Below are 20,958 nucleotides of genomic sequence, written 5' to 3'. Positions count from 1 at the left end.
CAAATGAGACGAGACTGGACCTGTGATGAAGAAACTTCTGTTGACGACGACGGCGCTCGTGGTGCTGGCCTCGCCAGCGCTGGCCGCGGATCTCGCCGCGCGTCCCTACACGAAGGCACCGCCGCCGGTGATGGCCGCGATCTATGACTGGAGCGGCTTCTACATCGGTGTGAACGGCGGTGGCGGCTGGACTCACAACACCTGGGATGTGGTCGGTGGCGGCCGCGAGGGCTCGCACGATTCGTCGGGCGGCACCGTGGGCGGTCAGGTCGGCTATCGCTGGCAGATGGGCCAGTTCGTGTTCGGCCTGGAGGCGCAGGGCAATTGGGCTGACTTCTCCGGCGACAACCAGAGCGCCATCTTCGGCACCCGCAACCGCACCAAGACCGATGCGTTCGGCCTGTTCACCGGCCAGGTGGGCTATGCCTGGAACAACGTGCTGCTCTACGCCAAGGGCGGTGCGGCGATCACCAGCAACACCTACACGATCACCAACGCTGCGACGGGCGGGTTCCTCGCCTCCAACGACAGCACCCGCTGGGGTGGCGTGGTCGGTGCCGGCCTCGAATACGGCTTCGCACCGAACTGGTCGATGGGCGTCGAGTACAACCATCTGTTCATGGATCGCCAGACCGTCAGCTTCGGTGCGCTCGGCTCCGACAGCATCAAGCAGGACGCCGACATCTTCACGGCACGCCTGAACTATCGATTCGGCGGCCCGGTGGCGACGCGCTACTGATCCGCGGATCGAACCCGATCAAATCGACCAGCCCCGGCGTCTCGCCGGGGCTTTTTTTCGTTCGATCGCTCCTCCCGCAGAGACCAGTTAACCACGCAAGGACGGTGTCGGAGGGCCAGCTGAGGAAGGTGCTTGACCCGAGAACAAAAAAGGAACACTGTTCTTCATATGTTCTGACCGACGGAGGTTCCGATGCTGAAGGTTTTCGTTCAAGAAGCCGCCGCACTGGCGTCCATCACGCTGTTCGTGGGCATGATCGCGCTCTGGGCGCAAATCATTCCACAGCTTTAGTGCAGGGTCGCAGCGACTGGGGACATCAGGGCGAGCGTGCCGGACTCGCTCATGGCCGTCCGGTATGATGCGAGCGAGTCGGTTGGAAGGCGGGTCATCGACGCAGTCGATGAGGCTCCAGGCCCTTCGAAGCTGACGTCGCACCGTGATCCCGGAAAGCGATCACGGAAACCCCTCCAGGGAAGCTGCAGTCAAGCATGTCCGGCGCCGGATTCGTCCATCTCCACGTCCACTCCGCCTATTCGTTGCTGAAGGGCTCGATCAAGATCGCCAAGCTCGGCGAACTGGCCAAGGCCGACCGGCAGCCCGCGCTGGCGCTCACCGACACCGACAACATGTTCGGTGCGCTCGAATTCTCCGACAAGATGGCTGGCTACGGCATCCAGCCGATCGCCGGCTGTGAGCTCGCGATCGATTTCGGCGACATGGACCCCAACGCCCGCAATGCCGGCGCGGTCGCGCAGCCCTCGCGAATCGTCCTGCTGGCGGCGAAGGAGGAGGGCTACCGCCACCTGATGCGGCTTAACTCGCGCGCGTTCCTGGACACCCCGACGCACCAGGCGCCGCACATCAAGTTCGACTGGCTGAACGAGGGGGTCGACGGCCTGATCGCGCTGACGGGCGGGCCGGACGGCCCGATCTCGCTCGCGCTCCAGCACGACATGGCGGCCTTGGCGACGCAGCGTTGCGAGCGGCTCGCGAGCCTGTTCGGCGACCGGCTGTATATCGAACTGCAGCGCCACGGCACCGACCGCGAGCGCCGCGTCGAGGGCGGGTTGATCGACATCGCCTATGGCAAGGGCCTGCCGCTGGTCGCGACCAACGAGCCGTATTTTGCGACCGCCGACGACTATGAGGCGCATGACGCGCTGCTGTGCATCGCCGGCGGCCATCTCATCGCCGACACCGAGCGCGTGCAGCTCACGCCCGACCACCGCTTCAAGACCCGCGCCGAGATGGCGGTGCTGTTCGCCGATATCCCCGAGGCGCTCGCCTCGACGGTCGAGATCGCCGAGCGCTGCTCTTACCGGCCGCGCACCCGCAAGCCGATCCTGCCGTTCTTCACCGTCGGCGCCGGCAATAGCGCCGAGGCCGGGGACGCGGCCAGCGCCGAGGCGGCCGAGCTGAAGCGGCAGGCGGAGGAGGGCCTCGCGCGACGGCTCAAGGTGCACGGCATGGCGCCGGGCATGACGGAGGAGGACTATCAGAAGCGCCTGGCCTTCGAGCTCGACGTCATCATGCGCATGAAGTACGCGGGCTACTTCCTGATCGTGTCGGACTTCATCAAATGGGCCAAGGCGCACGGCATTCCCGTGGGTCCGGGCCGCGGCTCGGGCGCAGGGTCGCTGGTCGCCTGGGTGCTGACCATCACCGACCTCGATCCGATGCGGTTCGCGCTGCTGTTCGAGCGCTTCCTCAATCCCGAGCGCGTGTCGATGCCGGACTTCGACATCGACTTCTGCCAGGACCGCCGCGGCGAGGTGATCTCCTACGTCCAGCAGCGCTACGGCCGCGACCAGGTCGCGCAGATCATCACCTTCGGTACCTTGCAGGCGCGCGGCGTGCTGCGCGACGTCGGCCGCGTGCTGCAGATGCCCTACGGCCAGGTCGACAAGCTGACCAAGCTGGTGCCACAGAACCCGGCCGCGCCGGTGACGCTCGCCGCCGCCATCGAAGGCGAGCCGAAGCTGCAGGCGTTCCGCGACGAGGATCCGGTCGTGGCGCGCGCCTTCGACATCGCCATGCGCCTCGAGGGCCTGACTCGCCACGCCTCGACCCACGCCGCGGGCATCGTGATCGGCGACCGGCCGCTCAGCGAACTCGTGCCGATGTATCGCGATCCGAAATCGGACATGCCGGTCACCCAGTTCAACATGAAATGGGTCGAGCCGGCCGGTCTGGTGAAGTTCGACTTCCTCGGCCTGAAGACGCTGACCGTGCTCGACGTCGCGGTGAAGCTGTTGAAGCAGCGCGACATCCATGTCGATCTCGCGACCCTGCCGATCGACGATGCGCCGAGCTATCAGATGCTGGCGCGCGGCGACGTGGTCGGCGTGTTCCAGGTTGAAAGTCAGGGCATGCGGCGGGCGCTGATCGACATGCGCCCGGACCGGTTCGAGGACATCATCGCGCTGGTCGCGCTTTATCGCCCGGGCCCGATGGCCAACATCCCGACCTATTGCGCTCGCAAGCACGGCGAGGAGGAGGCGGAGTATCTGCACCCGATCCTGGAGCCGATCCTGAAGGAGACCTTCGGCGTCATCATCTACCAGGAGCAGGTGATGCAGGTCGCGCAGCAGATGTCGGGCTACTCGCTCGGCGAAGCCGACCTGCTGCGCCGCGCCATGGGCAAGAAAATCCGTGCCGAGATGGACAAGCAGCGTGTCCGCTTCGTCGAGGGCGCCGTCAAGAACGGCGTGCCGAAGGACCAGGCCGACACCATCTTCGACCTCTTGGCGAAGTTCGCCGACTACGGCTTCAACAAGTCGCACGCGGCCGCCTACGCGCTGGTGTCTTACCACACCGCCTACATGAAGGCGCATTATCCGGTCGAGTTCATCGCGGCGTCGATGACGCTCGATCTCAACAACACCGACAAGCTGTCGGAATTCCGCGCCGAGGCGCAGCGCCTCGGCATCAAGGTCGAGCCGCCGTCGATCAATCGCTCGGGGCCGACCTTCGAGGTCAGCGGCAACACTATCTTCTACGCGCTCGCGGCTCTGAAGGGCGTCGGCCCGCAGGCGATCGAGATGATCGTCGAGGCCCGCAACAAGGGCGGCCCGTTCACCTCGCTCGCCGACTTCGCATCCCGCGTCAATCCGCGCGCCATCAACAAGCGTATCATCGAGACGCTGGCCGCGGCCGGCGCCTTCGATTGTCTCGACAAGAACCGCGCTCGTGTGTTCGCCGGCGCGGACGCGATCGTCGCCGCCTGCCAGCGTGCCAACGAGGCTGCGACCTCCGGCCAGAACGACATGTTCGGCAACGCCGCCGACGCGCCGGCGATCATCCTGCCGAACATCGAGAACTGGCTGCCGGCCGAGCGCCTGCGCCGCGAATACGATGCGATCGGCTTCTTCCTGTCCGGCCATCCGCTCGACGACTACGCGGCAGCGCTGAAGCGACTGCGGGTGCAGAGCTGGGCGGAATTCTCCCGCGCGGTGAAGACCGGCGCCACCGCCGGCAAGGTCGCGGCGACCGTGGTGTCGCGCATGGAACGCCGCACCAAGACCGGCAACAAGATGGGCATCATGGGCCTGTCCGACCCGACCGGCCATTTTGAAGCCGTGCTGTTCTCGGAAGGACTGGCGCAGTATCGCGACGTGCTGGAGCCGGGTGCCGCCGTGCTGCTGCAGCTCGGCGCCGAGCTGCAGGGCGAGGACGTCCGCGCCCGCGTGCTCCATGCCGAGCCGCTCGACGATGCCGCCGCCAAGACCCAGCGCGGCCTGCGCATCTTCCTGCGCGACACCAAGCCGCTCGATTCCATCGTGAAGCGATTGCAGGGACCGGAGGGGGCTGCGGCCAATGGCAATGGCGCTGCCGCCAAGGCCGCGGCGCCGCCGATCGCTCCTCGCGCCGCTGCGGGCGAGGGCGAGGTCTCGCTGGTGATGATCCTGGACCTCGAGACCGAGGTGGAGATGAAGCTGCCCGGCCGCTTCAAGGTTTCGCCACAAATCGCGGGTGCCATCAAGGCCGTCACCGGGGTGGTGGACGTCCACCAGCTCTAATCGCTCGCCGTTCGGCCCTGCCGGGGCGGCGAGATGGAACAAAAAAGCCGCATGAGGGCTGTACCGAGTTGTATGGACATGTCTCCGTTCAACCGCGGTTCAGCCATCGACGCGCTGAATCCGGGGCGGGGTTGCCTCGAAAGGGCGGGAACAGTGATGCGCGCGGCCATGATCCACTCACGATTCGTCTATTCTGTCTCCCTGTGCCTCGTGGCGATTGCCGCCTGGCTCGGCTCCGCCGCGGCGCAGGAGCCCGCGGCCGAGAAGCGCATTGCTCTGGTGATCGGCAACGGCGCCTATGCGAAGGGGCAGCTGGCGACCGCGGCCAACGATGCCGGTCTGATCGCACAGACCTTGCAGGCGGCCGGCTTCGACGTCGTCGGTGCGCGCGATCTCGATGCCGACACGCTGCGCAAGAGCTTCCGCGACTTCATTCACAAGGCCCAGTCGGCCGACAGCAACACGGTCGCGATGGTCTATCTCGCCGGCTACGGCATGCAGCTCGCGGGCGAGAACTACTTTATTCCGGTCGATGCCAATATCGGCAGCGATGTCGATATTCCGACCGAAGGCCTGCGCCTGAGCGACTATGTCCGCCAGCTCGCGGCGACTCCGGTCAAGGCCAGCATCGTCGTGCTCGACGCCGCGCGGCAGCAGCCGTTCATCACCAGCGGTGCGACGATCGCCGGTGGTCTGGCGCTGGTCGAGCCCGACAACAACATGCTGATCGCGTTCAATGCGGCGCCGGGCACGATCGCGCCGAACGAGACCGGCTCCTACGGCATCTATGCGCAATCCCTTGCGGAGATGATCCGCACCGGCGGGTTGTCGCTGCCGGAGGTGTTCGATCGTCTGCGGCTGCGGGTCAACGAGGCGACCAAGGGCGCCCAGGTGCCGTGGAATGCGCAGAAGATCCAGGCCCCCTTCACCTTCTTCGACCGCGCGCCGGACGCGCCGGCGCCGCAGGCCTCCGCCGAGCAGACCGCCGCGCTGCGCGCGCGGCCGATCCGCGATTTCCCGGTGCAGGAGGCCTACACGGCCGCACTCGAGCGCGATACCCTGCAGGGCTATGAGGACTTCATCGCCGCCTATCCGGACGATCCGCTCGCACGGCGCGTGCGCGCCATCGTCGCGGCGCGCCGCGAGGCCATCACCTGGCGGCGGACCTACCGCGCCGACAGCCCCGAGGCCTATTGGTCGTATCTGCGCCGCTATCCGAATGGCGCGCACGCCGCGGATGCACGCCGGCGCCTGGCGATCTTGTCGTCGCCGCCGGAGCCGCCGGCGACCTTCGCCATGATCGACTACGACGTGCCGCCGCCGCCGCCGGACGAGGTGGTCTATGTCGATCGGCCGGTGCTGCTGTTCTCGGATCCGGAATTCGGCTTCGCGCCGCCGCCGCCGCCGCCGGTCTACATCCTGCCGCCGCCGCCGCCGGAGTTCGTTGATCTCCCTCCGCCTTACGCGCCGGTCGGCGTGTTCATCCTGCCGCGACCGGTGTTCGTGCCGATCCCGGTCTACGTCCGGCCGCCGGCGATCGTCGCGCCGCCGCCGAACAACATCATCTATCAGAACATCCACAACACCACGGTCATCAACACGGTCATCAATCGTCCCGTGGTGGCGCCGACGGTGCCGGCCGGTCCGGGTGGTGGACCGGGAGGAGCACAGCAGGCTGCGACCCCGGTTGTCGCGCCCGCCCTGCCGGCTGCGGCGATGCAGCGCGCTTCGCTGATCCAGCAGGGCAAGGCACCGATTCCCGGCGCGCCGATGGGGCCGGGTGCGCGCGGACCGGGCAACGTGCCTGCCATGGGAGTGATGGGGACGACGCCCGCTGCGGTCCCGGGCCGAGCCGGCCCGGACGCGCCCCGTCCAGCAGCCGTTTCACCCAACGCGCTTCCGATTCCTGGGCGCGGCGGTCCTCCGGCGCCGCCATCGGTTCAGGCGCCCAATCCGCGTTTGCCTGCACCTGGATCTGCATCTGCTCCTCAACCGGTGTCGCCGTCTCCAGCGCAGCCATTGCCAGAGCGGCCTGACCTGCGCGCAAATCGGACGCCGCCGGGTGCGCAGGTTGCGCCGCCCGCACGGCCGGGTGGTCCGCCGCCCGGCCAGGTCGTGCCGTCGACCGCTGCGCGCGGCCCCGACCCGCGTTCGCGCATTCAGCAGGCCGCGCCGCCGCCGAGCGAACGCCGTGCGCCGCCGCCGGCCACTGCGCGCCTGAGCCCGCCGCCGGCGACGGCTCGGCCGCAGCCTGCGCCGATGGTCCATGCGGCCCCGCCGCGGCCGATGCCGCCGCCGCAAGCGATGCGTCCGTCGGCTCCGCCGCCGATGGCCCGTCCGGCGCCACCTCCGCAAATGGCGCGTCCTGCGCCGCCGCCGCAGATGGCTCGGCCCGCACCGCCTCCGCCGCAAATGGCCCGCCCCGCGCCGCCGCCACAGATGGCGCGGCCGGCGCCGCCTCCGCCGCAGATGGCGCGTCCGAGCCCGCCGCCGATGGCGATGGCGCGGCCGGCACCTCCACCGCAGATGGCAAGGCCCGCGGCGCCGCCGCCGCAGGCAGGCAAGCGGTGTCCGCCGAACGTGCCGCATTGCTGAGCGACCGCCGCGCATCGGCGCGGCGGCGTCGCGGTTGCAACGCAGGCCTGTTTTCGATATTGGCCGGTCCGCCGGACACATCGATCATGGGCGCAGGATGTCGGCAGTCGACGTCCTGTTGCGGGGGCATCAGTGATTTCAGCGTTGTTTGTTGGACCCGTGCGCGGGCTGCTGCGGCGGAGTGTGATCCTCGCTGCGGCCTGCATCGCTGCTGCCGGGGTCTTTAGTTCGCAGGCCGAAGCGCAGGCACTGCCCGGCGCCGAAACCGTGTACGCATCGGCGCCGCCGCGACTGCTGCAAATTCGCACCTTGCTGGCCGATGCCGGCCGCCAGACCTCGACCGGCTCGGGCTTTCTCGTCTCCGCCGACGGCCTTGCCATCACCAACTATCACGTCGTCTCCGACGCCGCGCTCGAGCCGAAGACCTACCGGCTCGAATATACGGGCGCCGATGGCAGCCAGGGCGCGGTGTCGCTGCTCGCCGTCGATCTGCCGAATGATCTCGCGCTGGTGCGCGTCGACAAGCAGAATGCGCCGTTCTTCTCCTTCGACAAGGCCGCCCTCGACGGCACGCTGCCGAAGGGCGAGCGGCTTTATTCGCTCGGCAACCCGCTCGATCTCGGCTTCACCATCATCGAGGGCACCTACAACGGCCTGGTCGAGCACAGCTACAATGATCACATCCACTTCACCGGCGCGCTCAATCCGGGCATGAGCGGCGGGCCGGCCGTCAATTCGCAAGGGCAGGTGGTCGGCATCAACGTCGCGACCCGCCGCGGCGGCCAGCTGATCAGCTTCCTGGTGCCGGCGCGCTTCGCGGCAGCGCTGCTGGCGCGCGGGCAGGATGCCAAGCCGGCACCGGCCGACCTGCGCAAGGACGTGATCGCGCAACTCGCGAGCTGGCGTGGCGCGCTCTACAAATCGCTGAGCGAGGAGGGCTTTCGCGACCGCGTGCTCGGCTCCTATCAGGCGCCGGAAACGCGAGCGGCGTGGTTCGACTGCTGGGCCAGCACCAATGCCAGCGCGTCGCCGAAGCCGCGCGCCAGCATCAATTCCACCAGTTGCAAGGCTGACGCGAGCGTCTATGTCGCCTCCGATCTCAACACCGGCACGGTCGAGGTCACCCATTCCTACGCGAAATCGATCGATCTCAATTCGTTTCAATTCGCGACCGTGCTGACCAGCCTGGCGCAGCCGCGGCTCACGCTCGGGGGCGGTTTCCGCAAATGGTACACGCCGCAGCATTGCCATCAGGATTTCGTCGGCGTCGCGCCGGCGGCGGCGCATCCGCCGCTGCGTGTGCTGTGGTGCGCGCAAGGCTACCGCGAATTCGACGGGCTCTATGACGTCGTCCTGGTTGCCGTCACCCAGGACCATGCCGACGAGGCGCTGGTGTCGCGGCTGAACCTGCAGGCCATCGCCTATGACGATGCCTTGCGGCTCGGCAAGAGCTTTCTCGACCGGGTGCAGGTGGTCCGATGATCTGGGTCGAGATTCTCTCCAAGCACCGCGAGGTGGCCGGCCGCTTCCGCGTCGACGCCGCCGAGGTCAGGATCGGTCGCGGCTACGACAACCATGTCATCCTCGACGATCCCTATGTCGCCGCGCGCCACCTGCGCATCTTCCGTGACGATGAGGGACGCCTCGTCGCCGAGGATCTCGGCAGCGCCAACGGGCTCTATCTCGACCGCAGCAAGAGCCGGAAGCCGCAGCTTATCCTCGATGGCAGCCAGCCGATCCGGATCGGACAGACCTGGCTGCGGGTCCGCGACGCCGGTCATGACGTGGAGCCGGAGCGGCTGGCGGGTCGCGAACGCGGCGTGCTGCCGATCGCGGCCGCGATCGTGCTCGGCCTCGCTTTGCTGGTGATCGACGCGGTCAAGATCTGGCTTGGCCAGACATCCGAGTCGCACCTGTCCGATTATCTCGTGCCGAGCCTCGTCCTGGTCGGGGCCGTGGTGGCCTGGGTCGGCGTCTGGGCGCTGCTGTCGCGCCTGTTCGCGGGGCGCTCGCACTTCCTGCGTCATCTCCTGATCGCGGAGGCGGGCCTTTTCGCGTTCTGGATCTACAGCGAGGCCGGACAATTCGCGTCCTTCGCGCTGACCTGGTCAGCCATCTCGACCTATGGCTACGTCATCGCCTGGATTGTGCTGGCGGCGATCGTCTTCCTGCATGTGCGCGAGGTCGGACGCACGCATCAACTCATCAAGGGGGCGGTCGTCGGCCTGCTGCTCATCGTCGCGATCGCGGTCCAGACGGTGCAGCGCTCGGAGGCCTTCGCCAATTCCGGTCGTGCCGATGTCAGCCAGGTGCTGATGCCGCCGGCCCTGCGCCTGGCACCCGTTCGCGACGATCAGGCCTTCTTCGCTGATATCGCCCGACTGAAGGCGAGGCTGGACGCCGACCGGGCCGAGCTGAAGCCGGCCGGTGTGGAGCGCTGAGCACAGCTGGACTCTCTTCGCTTCCGGAGGTTGAAAACGGCCGAGTTCCCGTCATAGCCTTGGCTCCCGGGGAACTACGGGGGTTTGCAATGAACAGGCGGGCATTTCTGGGATTGGGGTTGGCGCTTCTGGTATCAGGGTGCCTGACGGGCAAAGAGGGCACCGAATTCGCGGTGGTATCGCAGAAGATCGGGGCGCCGCGCCCGGGCCACTCCCGCATCGTCATCATGAGCCTGAAGGACTCCTGGCTCGACCGGACCAATTGCGACGCCAAGGTCGATGGCGTGGCGCTTCCCCGGCTGCTGCCCGGGACGTACGCCTATGTCGACCGTCCGGCGGGTCCGCACCACGTGGTGGCCACGCAGCTGCTGTTTCCGGGCGAATCCTACCTCGATTTCAGCACCGAGCCTGGAAAGACCTATTTCTACTCGATCCGGCCCAGTGAGCGCTCCCGCGCCATGCAGGGCGGCGGCATGGCGTTCGGCCTGCTGGGGGTGGGCGTCATGGCCGCGGCGTCGTCAGGGGCTGACAACAAGGGGCCGGTCGACTTCGTTCCGCTGCAGGAGGGGCAGGCCAAGGCGGCGTTGGCGGAGCTTCTTCAGGCCGAATAGGCCCATTTTCCTTGCGTTGCGCCAAAATCCGGCTATATAGCGCGCCATCTCACACGGAAACTTGGCTCTCCTAGAGGGCGTCCGGTGGCAAGCCGGGCCAAACGGCCCGTTTTTGCTCACGCGTTTCCGGAGGAATCAACCGGAGAATATCCAAATGGCGCTGCCCGACTTCACGATGCGCCAGCTGCTCGAAGCTGGCGTTCACTTTGGTCACCAGTCTCACCGCTGGAATCCGAAAATGGCCGATTTCATTTTCGGGACCCGTAACAACATCCACATCATCGACCTGGCCCAGACCGTGCCGCTCATGCACACGGCGCTGCAGGCCGTCAGCGACACCGTCGCCAAGGGCGGCCGTATCCTGTTCGTCGGCACCAAGCGCCAGGCGCAGGACAACGTCGCCGATGCGGCCAAGCGCTGCGCGCAGTATTTCGTCAATTCGCGCTGGCTCGGCGGCACGCTGACCAACTGGAAGACGATCTCGGCGTCGATCAAGCGCCTGCGTCACCTCGACGAGGTGCTGTCCTCTGGCGAGGCGAACTCCTACACCAAGAAGGAGCGCCTGACCCTGCAGCGCGAGCGCGACAAGCTCGATCGCTCGCTCGGCGGCATCAAGGACATGGGCGGTCTGCCCGACATGATCTTCGTGATCGACACCAACAAGGAAGACATCGCGATCCAGGAGGCCCAGCGCCTCAACATTCCGGTCGCCGCGATCGTCGACACCAACTGCGATCCGAAGGGCATCACCTATGTGGTCCCGGGCAATGACGACGCCGGCCGCGCCATCTCGCTGTATTGCGACCTGATCGCGCGCGCCGCCATCGACGGCATCTCGCGCGCCCAGGGCGAGCTCGGCATCGACGTCGGCGCCTCCGCGGCGCCGCTCGAAGAGGATCTTCCGGCTGCGTCCGCGTCGACCTTCCAGGGTCTGCCCGGTCCGCGCGGCACGGCCGACGACCTCAAGAAGCTCACCGGCGTGTCGGGTGCGATCGAGAAGAAGCTGAACGACCTCGGCATCTTCCACTTCTGGCAGCTCGCCGAGCTCAACCACGACACGGCCCACCAGATCGGCGAAGAAGTCGGTCTGCCGAGCCGGGCCGACGCCTGGGTCGCCCAGGCCAAGTCGCTCGCCGACGCCTAAGACGACACGACAAGAATCTGGCCGGCGTCGCACGCCGGCCATCGCGACTGAGATAGGTATTTTTCCTGGCAGCGGACGGCGATGGGCCTTCCGCTGCGTCGCGCTTTGGACAGGCAAAAGGACGTTCAACAATGGCGAATATCACCGCAGCGATGGTGAAGGACCTGCGCGAGTCGACCGGCGCGGGCATGATGGATTGCAAGGCCGCGCTCACCGAGAACGGCGGCGACATGCAGGCCGCGCAGGATTGGCTGCGCAAGAAGGGCCTGTCGAAGGCCGCCAAGAAGGCCGGCCGCGTCGCGGCTGAGGGCCTGATCGGCGCGCTGACTTCGGGCAAGAAGGGCGTGGTCGTCGAGGTCAACTCGGAGACCGACTTCGTCGCGCGCAACGAGCACTTCCAGGGCCTGGTCAAGATGATCGCCCAGGTCGCGCTCGACGTCGGTGCCGACGTGGAGAAGATCAAGGCCGCCAAGGTCGGCAGCATCACGGTCGAGGCCGCGATCGCCGATTCGATCGCGACCATCGGTGAGAACCAGACGCTGCGCCGCGCGGCCGCGCTCGAAGTGAGCGAAGGCGTCGTGTCGAGCTACGTCCATGGTGCCGTGGTTGAGGGCGCCGGCAAGCTCGGCGTGATCGTTGCGCTGGAGTCGCCGGGCAAGACCGACGAGCTCGCGGTGCTCGGTCGTCAGCTCGCGATGCATGTCGCCGCCGCCAACCCGCAGGCGATCGATGCCGCCGGTCTCGATCCGGAACTCGTCAAGCGCGAGAAGGACGTGCTCGCCGACAAGTATCGTCAGCAGGGCAAGCCGGAAAACGTGATCGAGAAGATCGTCGAGTCCGGCCTGAAGACCTACTACAAGGAAGTCACCCTGCTCGAGCAGGCCTTCATCCATGACAGCGGCAAGTCGGTCGCGCAGGCGCTGAAGGAAGCCGAAGGCAAGGTCGGCGGTCCGATCAAGGTGGCCGGTTTCGTCCGCTATGCTCTCGGTGAGGGCATCGAGAAGGAAGAGACCGACTTCGCCGCCGAAGTTGCCGCCGCCAGCGGCAAGAAGTAACGACGAAGACAGTTACGATCCGGCGCGGTCTTCGCGCCGGATCTCAACGCGCGGGATAGGGACATATTGGCACATGGCTGAGCCGGTCTATCGTCGCGTCGTGGTCAAGCTGTCGGGCGAATATCTCGCCGGCCCGCATTCTTTCGGCATCGACCAGCCGACCGTCGATCGCATCGCCGACGACATCATCGCCGCCTCGAGGCTCGGAATCGAGATCGCCGTCGTCGTCGGCGGCGGCAACATGGTGCGCGGGGTCGAAGTGTCGTCGCAAGGCGTCTCGCGCGCGACCGGCGACACCATGGGCATGCTCGCCACCGTGATGAACTGCCTCGCCTTGGAGGCCGCGATCCAACGCAAGGGCAGCCCGGCGCTGGCACTGTCCGCCTTCGTGATGCCGGAGGTCTGCGAGCTGTTCACGCGCGCTGCGGCGCACAAGGCGCTCGCCGACGGGCGAATCGTCGTGCTCGGCGGCGGCACCGGCAACCCCTATTTCACCACCGACACCACCGCCGTGCTGCGGGCCGCCGAGATCGGGGCTCAGGCCGTCCTCAAGGCCACCAATGTCGATGGCGTCTATAGCGCCGATCCGAAGAAGGATCCGGCCGCCAAGCGCTTCGACCGGCTGACCCATTCCCAGGCCATCGAAGGCGGCTACAAGGTCATGGATGCGACGGCATTCGCGCTTGCCCGCGAAACGTCGCTGCCTATCATTGTGTTCTCCATTGCCGAACCCGGCGCGATCGGCGCGATGCTGCAGGGCAAAGGGCGCGGTACCATCGTCGCGGGGTGATCCGCTGCACCGTCGGCGGCCGGTGTTGGACCGGCTCCGTGCCTGCGGTAGAAGCGTAAGCGACACAGGAATTCGTCCGGGAGCAGTCGAGTCCAGCCGATGGCCTTTCAAGGCGCGGCCGAACCGGCTGAAGGGCCCGGGGTTGCAGGAAAGGAAAGCGTGATGACCACGGGCAATTTCGATCTCAACGACCTGAAGCGCCGCATGCAGGGCGCAACCCAGGCGCTGAAGCACGAGCTCGGCGGCCTGCGCACCGGCCGCGCGTCGGCATCAATGGTCGAGCCGGTCCAGGTCGAGGCCTATGGCTCGCACATGCCGCTCAACCAGCTCGCCACCGTCTCGGTGCCCGAGCCGCGCCTGCTGTCGGTGCAGGTCTGGGACCGCTCCATGGTCAAGGCGGTCGAGAAGGCGATCGTCGATTCCAATCTCGGCCTGTCGCCGGCCACCGAAGGCCAGGTGATCCGGCTGCGCATTCCCGAGCTCAACCAGGAGCGCCGCAAGGAACTGGTCAAGGTCGCGCACAAATATGCGGAAGCTGCGCGCGTCGCCGTCCGCCATGTCCGCCGCGACGGGCTCGACACGGTGAAGAAGCTCGAGAAGAATCACGAGATCTCCGAGGATGACCAGGAGCGCATCGCCAACGACATTCAGAAGGCGACCGATAGCGTGATTTCGGAGATCGACCAGCTGCTGGCGGCGAAGGAAAAGGAAATCCTCACCGTCTAAGGAAACGTTCGATGTCCAATGCCGCGGCCCCGGTGACGGAGACGCCGGATCGCTCCGACGGTCCGGCCCATGTTGCCATCATCATGGATGGCAACGGCCGCTGGGCTGCGGCACGCGGCCTGCCGCGCGCCGAAGGGCATCGCCGCGGCGTCGAGGCGTTGCGCCGCGTCGTGCGCGCCTGCGATGAGCTCGGCATCCGCTATCTCACGATCTTCTCGTTCTCCTCCGAGAACTGGTCGCGGCCCGCGAGCGAGATTGGCGACCTGTTCGGCCTGCTGCGCCGCTTCATCCGCAACGATCTCGCCACCCTGCATCGCGACGGCGTGCGCGTGCGGGTGATCGGCGAGCGCGGCGGTCTCGAGCCGGACATCTGCGCGCTGCTCGGCGAGGCCGAGGAGCTGACGCGCGCCAATACCAAGCTCACGCTGGTGGTGGCGTTCAACTACGGCTCCCGCCAGGAAATCGCGCGCGCCGCCCAGCGGCTGGCGCGCGAGGTGGCCGAGGGCCGGCGAGATCCGGCCTCGATCGATGCCGATGCGATCGGCGCCCATCTCGACGCCCCCGACATTCCCGATCCAGACCTGATCATCCGCACCAGCGGCGAGCAGCGCCTGTCCAACTTCCTGATGTGGCAGGCGGCCTATAGCGAGCTGGTGTTCGTGCCCATCCATTGGCCGGATTTCGACAAGGCCGCGCTCGAAGGCGCGATTGCCGAATTCGGCCGGCGTGAACGCCGCTTCGGCGGCCTCGTGGCGAAAACCGCCTCGTGAGCAAACCCGACACCGCAGCCGTGGGTGATGCCGCCGCGCCGCCGAAGAAGGCTGCGCCGAGCAACCTTATGCTGCGCATCGCCGCCGCCCTGGTGCTGGTGCCTCTCGCGCTCGGCGCGGCCTATGCCGGCGGGATGTTCTGGACCGCCTTGGTCACGGTCGTCGCGGTCGGGCTGTATCTCGAATGGCTGATGGTGGTCGGCGAAGTCCGCACCGCAAGCGTCGGCACCTCGGGCGCCCTCGCGATCGCGATCGCAGGAATCTTCTGCGCATTCGGGCTGATCGACTTTGCCGTGGGCGTACTGGCGCTCGGCCTCGTTGCGGTGGCCGTTCTCGCCGCCGGCCGCCGGCTCTGGGCAGCGGCCGGCTTCGTCTATGCCGCCGGCGCCGAACTCGCCTCCGTGCTGGTGCGGTTCGATCAGCAGCAGGGCTGGCACGCGCTGGTGCTGGTGTTTCTCGTCGTCTGGGCCAGCGACATCGGCGGCTATGTCGCCGGCCGCGGCATCGGCGGACCCAAGCTTGCGCCGCGCATCAGCCCTAACAAGACCTGGGCGGGCGCGATCGGCGGCTTCGGCGCCAGTCTCGTCGCCGCTGCGGGCTGGTCCCTGGCGGGTGGCAGCCTGCTCGCGATGCTGGCGATGGCCGCGGTGCTGTCGGTGGTGTCGCAACTCGGCGACCTCGCCGAGTCCGCGGTCAAGCGGCACTTCGGCGTCAAGGACTCCAGTCACATCATTCCCGGCCATGGCGGCCTACTGGACCGCCTGGATGGCTATGTCGCGGCGATCGTCTTTGCGGCGCTGCTCGGTTTGCTGCGCGGCGGCCTCGACGGGGTCGGCCGCGGTGTTTTGGTTTGGTGACGGGCAGCAACGCTGCCGGTCGAGATGTTTGGTGAGATCATGAGCGCAGTGCCATTGCGGAACAACAAGGCTGAAACGGCGGAGGTGCGCAGCATCACCGTGCTCGGCGCCACCGGCTCGATCGGCGATTCGACCATGGACCTGCTGCGCGGCGCGCCCGAGCGCTACCGGGTCGAGGCACTGACCGGCAACAGCAACATCGAGGGTCTTGCCAAGCTCGCCCGCGAGTTCAACCCGAGCTTCGTTGCCGTCGCCGATCCCGCCCGGCTCGGAGAGCTGCGCGAGGCGCTGGCCGGCACCGGCATCGCCTGCGGGGCAGGGGAGAGCGCGATCATCGAGGCCGGCGCGCGGCCGGCCGACTGGGTCATGGCCGCCGTGTCCGGCGCGGCCGGCCTGAAGCCGGCGCTGGCGGCGGTCGACCGCGGCGCCACCGTTGCGCTCGCCAACAAGGAATGCCTCGTCTGCGCCGGCGATTTCTTCATGCAGCGGGCTGCCCAGGCAGGCGCCTGCATCCTGCCGGCCGATTCCGAGCACAACGCGCTGTTCCAGGCGCTGTCATCCGGAAACCGGGAAGAGCTGCTGCGCGTGATCATCACCGCCTCCGGCGGTCCGTTCCGCACCTGGGCCGCCGCCGACATCGAGCAGGCGACCCTGGCGCAGGCGCTCAAGCATCCGAACTGGAGCATGGGCCAGAAGATCACGATCGATTCGGCCTCGATGATGAACAAGGGCCTCGAGGTGATCGAGGCGTCCTATCTGTTCGCGCTCGCGCCGGACGAGATCGATGTGCTGGTGCATCCGCAATCGATCGTCCACGGCATGGTCGAGTTTTCCGACCGCTCGGTCGTGGCCCAGCTCGGCGCCCCCGACATGCGCATCCCGATCGCCCATTGCCTGGGCTGGCCGGAGCGCATCAAGGGCCCCTCGGCGCGGCTCGACCTCGCCAAGATCGGGACCCTGACCTTCGAGGCGCCGGACTTCGAGCGGTTCCCCGGCCTGCGGCTGGCCTACGATTCGCTCCGCGCCGGTCACGGCGCGACCACCGTGTTCAATGCGGCGAACGAGGTGGCCGTCGCGGCCTTCATCGCCGGCCAGATCCGCTTCGGCGCGATCGCCCGCCTGGTCGAGGCGACGCTCGAGAGCTGGACTCGCTCGGGTAATTTGGCACCGCTGACGTCGGCGGATGATGCCATCGCCATTGACCATGATGCGCGAAAAAGGGCGGCTAGCCTCTTGCCTCAAATCGCCGCAAAAGCATCTTAAAGGGTTGGACGGGCCCTCGGCCCATCGGGAAGGTCATCGATGTCCGAATTTTTCCACCATATTTTCAATACGTTGAGCAACGGCCTTCTCGGCTACATCGTCCCCTTCCTGTTCGTGCTGACGATCGTCGTGTTCTTCCACGAGCTCGGCCACTTTCTGATCGCCCGCTGGGCCGGCGTGAAGGTCTTAACGTTTTCGCTCGGATTTGGTCCTGAACTGATCGGCTTCAACGATCGCCACAACACCCGCTGGAAGATCTCCGCGATCCCGCTCGGCGGCTACGTGAAGTTCTTCGGCGACGAATCCGAGGCCTCGACGCCCTCGGCCGAGGCGCTGGCCAAGATGACGGCCGCCGAGCGCGCCGACAGCTTCCATCACAAGACGGTCGGCCAGCGCGCCGCCATCGTCGCGGCCGGCCCGATCGCCAATTTCATTCTCGCCGTGATCATCTTCGCCGGCATGGCACTGTATTTCGGCAAGCCGAACACGACCCCCCGGGTCGATGCGGTCCAGCCGGACAGCGTTGCGGCTCAGGCCGGCTTCAAGGATGGCGACGTGATCGCGGCCATCGATGGCCGGCCGATCGAGACCTTCGCCGATATGCAGCGGGTCGTCTCGGTGAGTGCCGGCACGGAACTCAACTTCCTGATCAAGCGGGGCGGGACGGAACTGACCCTGAAGGCGACGCCTGCGCTGAAGGAGGTCAAGGACCTGTTCGGCAATGCCCACCGAATCGGCGTCCTCGGCATCCAGTACAACGCCAAGCCGGACGAATCGCGCTCGATCCCGGTCGGGTTCCTCGAATCGATCAAGATCGGTTTCGAGCAGGTCTGGTTCATCATCGCCACAACCTTCAAGTTCATCGCCTCGCTGTTCGCGGGAGCGGGGAGTGCCGGCGATGTCGGCGGCCCGATCCGAATCGCGCAGCTCTCGGGGCAGGCGGCGAGCCTCGGCTTTCAGTTCGTCGTTCAGCTCTGCGCCACGCTCTCGGTGTCCATCGGGCTCCTGAACCTGTTCCCGGTTCCTCTGCTCGATGGCGGACACCTGTTGTTTTACGGGGTCGAGGCGGTCCGCGGACGGCCGCTGTCGGAGCGGGCCCAGGAGATGGGGTTCCGAATCGGCCTGGGGCTGGTTCTCATGCTGATGGTCTTCGCAACCTATAACGACATCCTGCATCTCGCCGGCTCCTGAAGGCGGCTTTTTTACGACGTGGCGGATAGGCAACGTTTTGAAACGAATTTGAAAATTCAGAGAGATCCGGCGTTTGCCGTCGGGTCCAAATTGGCTACAAGCGAACGACAAATGGGAATCTGTCGGTTTGGTAGGGGTACCGAACCGGCCACGGAATATAAGGGCGCGTAGCGCATGAAGTTCGGATTGCGGGTGCGGGGGGGCTTGGCGGCCGCCTTTATCATGTTCGCCGTTCCGGTGGCTTTGCCGCTGGCGAGCGTGGTCGGGTCGTCGCCAGCTGCGGCTCAGACGGTCAACTCGATCGAAGTGGTGGGCAACCGCCGCGTCGAGCTGGAGACCATCCGCTCCTACTTCAAGCCAGGTCCCGGTGGCACGCTCGATGCCGGCCGGGTCGACGACGGCCTCAAGGCGCTGATCGAGACCGGCCTGTTCTCCGACGTGAGGATCAACCGCCAGGGTGGGCGGCTGATCGTCAGCGTCGTCGAGAATCCGGTCATCGGCCGCGTCGCCTTCGAGGGCAACAAGAAGGTCAAGGACGAGCAGCTCCAGGCCGAGGTGCAGTCGAAGCCGCGCGGCACGCTGTCGAAGCCGATGGTGCAGTCCGATGCGCAGCGCATCGCCGAGATCTATCGCCGCTCCGGCCGTTATGACGTGCGTGTCACGCCGGAATTCATCGAGCAGCCGAACAACCGCGTCGACCTGATCTTCACGATCGAGGAAGGCGCGAAGACCGGCGTGAAGTCGATCGAGTTCGTCGGCAATACTGCCTTCTCGTCGTACCGCCTGAAGGACGTCATCAAGACCCGCGAAACCAACCTGCTCAGCTTCCTGGGTTCGGGCGACGTCTACGATCCGGACCGCGTCGAGGCCGATCGCGACCTGATTCGCCGCTTCTATCTGAAGAACGGCTATGCCGACGTGCAGGTGGTCGCCGCGCTCAGCGAGTACGATCCCGAACGCAAGGGCTTCATGGTCACCTTCAAGATCGAGGAAGGCCAGCAGTACCGGGTGGGTTCGGTCGACTTCCAGTCGTCGATCGCGAATTTCGACGCCAATACCCTGCGCGGCTATTCCCGCGTCGGCGTCGGCTCGCTCTACAACGTCGAGAACGTCGAGAAGTCGGTCGAGGAGATGCAGATCGAGGCCTCGCGGCGCGGCTATGCGTTCGCGGTGGTCCGGCCGCGCGGCGACCGCAACTTCGAGGCGCATACCGTGTCGGTGGTGTTCGCCGTCGACGAGGGCCCGCGCACCTACATCGAGCGGATCAACATCCGCGGCAACACCCGCACCCGTGACTACGTCATTCGCCGCGAGTTCGACATCTCCGAGGGCGACGCCTACAACCGCGCCCTGGTCGACCGTGCCGAGCGCCGCCTGAAGAACCTCGACTTCTTCAAGGACGTGAAGATCACCACCGAGCCGGGCTCGTCGAGCGACCGCGTGGTCCTGAACGTCCTGCTGGAAGAAAAGTCGACCGGCGACTTCTCGATCTCGGGCGGCTACTCGACCACCGACGGCGCGCTGGCCGAGGTCTCGATCTCCGAGCGCAACTTCCTCGGCCGCGGCCTGTTCGCCAAGGCGTCGGTGACCTACGGCCAGTTCGCCCGCGGCTACTCGCTGTCCTTCGTCGAGCCATATCTGCTCGACTACCGCGTCGCGCTGGGCCTCGACCTCTATCAGCGCCAGCAGCTCGCCAACAACTTCATCTCCTACGGCACCAAGACGCTCGGCTTCAGCCCGCGCCTCGGCTTCCAGCTGCGTGAAGACCTGTCGCTGCAGCTGCGCTACTCGATCTACCGCCAGGAGATCTCGCTGCCGACGACGCTGTCCGACTGTAACAACATCGCGGCCGGCACCATGATCGGTAATCGCTTCGTGCCGTTCAACCCGACCCCGGCCTTCATCAACGCCAATGGCGGCGTCGATCCGACCGGCAACAACGGTCTGGGCTGCTTCGCCAATGGCGAGGCCTCGCTCCCGGTCCGCCAGGAGCTGGCGAACGGCAAGACGCTGACCTCGGCGCTTGGCTACACGCTGAACTACAATACGCTCGACAACAACAAGAACCCCACCGACGGCCTGCTGGTCGACTTCAAGCAGGACTTCGCGGGTGTTGGCGGCGACGTGTCCTACCTGAAGACCGCGTTCGATGCGAAGTACTTCACCCCGCTGGTGTCGGACATCGTCAGCATCGTCCACCTCCAGGGCGGCATCCTGAACAAGATCGGCAACACGCAGCTGCGCATGCTCGATCACTTCCAGATGGGTCCGAACCTGGTTCGCGGCTTCGCTCCGAACGGCATTGGTCCGCGTGACATCAATCCCTTCGGCACGCAGGATGCACTGGGCGGCACCAAGTACTGGGGCGCTTCGCTCGAACTGCAGATGCCGTTCTGGTTCCTGCCCAAGGAGACTGGTCTGAAGGGTGCGGTTTACGCTGATGCCGGCGGCCTGTGGGGCTATCAGGGCCCGACGTCCTGGGCTCAGACCGGCGAGGTCAACGTGGCTGGCTGTCAGGCGCCGACTCGCAACCCGAACAACGCCGGCACCTGCCTTGGCCTGCAGTTCAACGACCAGAACACGGTCCGGACCTCGGTCGGTGTCGGTCTGGTGTGGGCGTCGCCGTTCGGTCCGCTGCGCTTCGACTACGCGATCCCGCTCACCAAGGGCCAGTTCGACCGCACGCAGGAATTCCGCTTCGGTGGTGGCACGAGCTTCTAAGCCAGCCGTTCCGGCCAATTCCGGGTTGGCTTGAGC

General features: G+C 66.6%; 15 protein-coding genes. All 15 read left to right on the top strand.

The genetic code is table 11. The features are described from left to right. The first annotated feature begins 25 nt into the window (after window positions 1-25). The 15 genes from ACQR1Y_RS34145 to bamA all read left to right on the top strand — a co-directional run bounded on the left by ACQR1Y_RS34145 (window position 26) and on the right by bamA (window position 20,922). On the top strand, window positions 26-739 hold the full coding sequence (locus ACQR1Y_RS34145; protein ID WP_434859135.1) for an outer membrane protein: 714 nt from the start codon (window positions 26-28) through the stop codon (window positions 737-739). Between the two features lie 488 nt (window positions 740-1,227). Continuing rightward, window positions 1,228-4,758 carry a DNA polymerase III subunit alpha gene (dnaE, locus tag ACQR1Y_RS34140; protein WP_434879978.1) on the top strand — a complete coding sequence of 1,177 codons (3,531 nt, stop codon included), beginning with the start codon at window positions 1,228-1,230 and terminating at the stop codon, window positions 4,756-4,758. Window positions 4,759-4,926: 168 nt separating this feature from the next. After that, entirely contained in the window at window positions 4,927-7,353 is a 2,427-nt protein-coding gene (locus tag ACQR1Y_RS34135) for a caspase family protein (RefSeq protein ID WP_434879979.1), read from the top strand. Between the two features lie 132 nt (window positions 7,354-7,485). Continuing rightward, on the top strand, window positions 7,486-8,835 hold the full coding sequence (locus ACQR1Y_RS34130; protein WP_434879980.1) for a S1C family serine protease: 1,350 nt from the start codon (window positions 7,486-7,488) through the stop codon (window positions 8,833-8,835). Continuing rightward, a complete protein-coding gene (locus ACQR1Y_RS34125) occupies window positions 8,832-9,794 on the top strand; it encodes an FHA domain-containing protein (protein WP_434879981.1) in 963 nt (320 codons plus the stop codon). The genes ACQR1Y_RS34130 and ACQR1Y_RS34125 overlap by 4 nt, the downstream gene beginning before the upstream one ends. Before the next feature lie 119 nt (window positions 9,795-9,913). Next, complete coding sequence (locus ACQR1Y_RS34120) at window positions 9,914-10,405, top strand: DUF2846 domain-containing protein (protein WP_434859130.1); 492 nt, start codon at window positions 9,914-9,916, stop codon at window positions 10,403-10,405. A 154-nt stretch (window positions 10,406-10,559) separates the two neighbouring features. Beyond that, window positions 10,560-11,549: a 30S ribosomal protein S2 gene (locus ACQR1Y_RS34115; RefSeq protein ID WP_434859129.1), complete on the top strand. Its 990-nt coding sequence runs from the start codon at window positions 10,560-10,562 to the stop codon at window positions 11,547-11,549. A 131-nt stretch (window positions 11,550-11,680) separates the two neighbouring features. Next, complete coding sequence (tsf, locus tag ACQR1Y_RS34110; RefSeq protein WP_006611109.1) at window positions 11,681-12,604, top strand: translation elongation factor Ts; 924 nt, start codon at window positions 11,681-11,683, stop codon at window positions 12,602-12,604. A gap of 73 nt (window positions 12,605-12,677) precedes the next feature. Further along, window positions 12,678-13,394 (top strand): UMP kinase, encoded by a 717-nt coding sequence (gene pyrH, locus ACQR1Y_RS34105; protein WP_434879982.1) that lies wholly within the window; start codon window positions 12,678-12,680, stop codon window positions 13,392-13,394. Window positions 13,395-13,556: 162 nt separating this feature from the next. Beyond that, complete coding sequence (gene frr, locus ACQR1Y_RS34100; protein ID WP_434859127.1) at window positions 13,557-14,120, top strand: ribosome recycling factor; 564 nt, start codon at window positions 13,557-13,559, stop codon at window positions 14,118-14,120. An 11-nt stretch (window positions 14,121-14,131) separates the two neighbouring features. Continuing rightward, complete coding sequence (locus ACQR1Y_RS34095; protein WP_434859126.1) at window positions 14,132-14,890, top strand: isoprenyl transferase; 759 nt, start codon at window positions 14,132-14,134, stop codon at window positions 14,888-14,890. Then, entirely contained in the window at window positions 14,887-15,747 is an 861-nt protein-coding gene (locus tag ACQR1Y_RS34090; RefSeq protein WP_434879983.1) for a phosphatidate cytidylyltransferase, read from the top strand. Before ACQR1Y_RS34095 ends, ACQR1Y_RS34090 begins: the two co-directional genes overlap by 4 nt. Window positions 15,748-15,786: 39 nt before the next feature. After that, window positions 15,787-17,010: a 1-deoxy-D-xylulose-5-phosphate reductoisomerase gene (gene dxr, locus ACQR1Y_RS34085; protein WP_434879984.1), complete on the top strand. Its 1,224-nt coding sequence runs from the start codon at window positions 15,787-15,789 to the stop codon at window positions 17,008-17,010. Window positions 17,011-17,049: 39 nt separating this feature from the next. Next, window positions 17,050-18,201 (top strand): RIP metalloprotease RseP, encoded by a 1,152-nt coding sequence (gene rseP / locus ACQR1Y_RS34080; protein WP_434879985.1) that lies wholly within the window; start codon window positions 17,050-17,052, stop codon window positions 18,199-18,201. Window positions 18,202-18,375: 174 nt separating this feature from the next. Further along, window positions 18,376-20,922, top strand: a complete 2,547-nt coding sequence (gene bamA, locus ACQR1Y_RS34075; protein WP_434879986.1) for an outer membrane protein assembly factor BamA — start codon at window positions 18,376-18,378, stop codon at window positions 20,920-20,922. Window positions 20,923-20,958 lie beyond the last annotated feature (36 nt).

This window comes from Bradyrhizobium sp. HKCCYLRH3099 (assembly GCF_051167855.1).
Classification (GTDB): domain Bacteria; phylum Pseudomonadota; class Alphaproteobacteria; order Rhizobiales; family Xanthobacteraceae; genus Bradyrhizobium.
Note: the sequence above shows the minus strand (reverse complement) of the source record. Positions and strands in the feature narration are given on the sequence as shown.

Coding starts and splice junctions, on each gene's coding strand:
- ACQR1Y_RS34145 (WP_434859135.1), top strand. CDS start 26: ATGAAGAAACTTCTGTTGACGACGACGGCGCTCGTGGTGCTGGCCTCG.
- dnaE (WP_434879978.1), top strand. CDS start 1,228: ATGTCCGGCGCCGGATTCGTCCATCTCCACGTCCACTCCGCCTATTCG.
- ACQR1Y_RS34135 (WP_434879979.1), top strand. CDS start 4,927: ATGATCCACTCACGATTCGTCTATTCTGTCTCCCTGTGCCTCGTGGCG.
- ACQR1Y_RS34125 (WP_434879981.1), top strand. CDS start 8,832: ATGATCTGGGTCGAGATTCTCTCCAAGCACCGCGAGGTGGCCGGCCGC.
- ACQR1Y_RS34115 (WP_434859129.1), top strand. CDS start 10,560: ATGGCGCTGCCCGACTTCACGATGCGCCAGCTGCTCGAAGCTGGCGTT.
- tsf (WP_006611109.1), top strand. CDS start 11,681: ATGGCGAATATCACCGCAGCGATGGTGAAGGACCTGCGCGAGTCGACC.
- pyrH (WP_434879982.1), top strand. CDS start 12,678: ATGGCTGAGCCGGTCTATCGTCGCGTCGTGGTCAAGCTGTCGGGCGAA.
- frr (WP_434859127.1), top strand. CDS start 13,557: ATGACCACGGGCAATTTCGATCTCAACGACCTGAAGCGCCGCATGCAG.
- ACQR1Y_RS34095 (WP_434859126.1), top strand. CDS start 14,132: ATGTCCAATGCCGCGGCCCCGGTGACGGAGACGCCGGATCGCTCCGAC.
- dxr (WP_434879984.1), top strand. CDS start 15,787: ATGAGCGCAGTGCCATTGCGGAACAACAAGGCTGAAACGGCGGAGGTG.
- rseP (WP_434879985.1), top strand. CDS start 17,050: ATGTCCGAATTTTTCCACCATATTTTCAATACGTTGAGCAACGGCCTT.
- bamA (WP_434879986.1), top strand. CDS start 18,376: ATGAAGTTCGGATTGCGGGTGCGGGGGGGCTTGGCGGCCGCCTTTATC.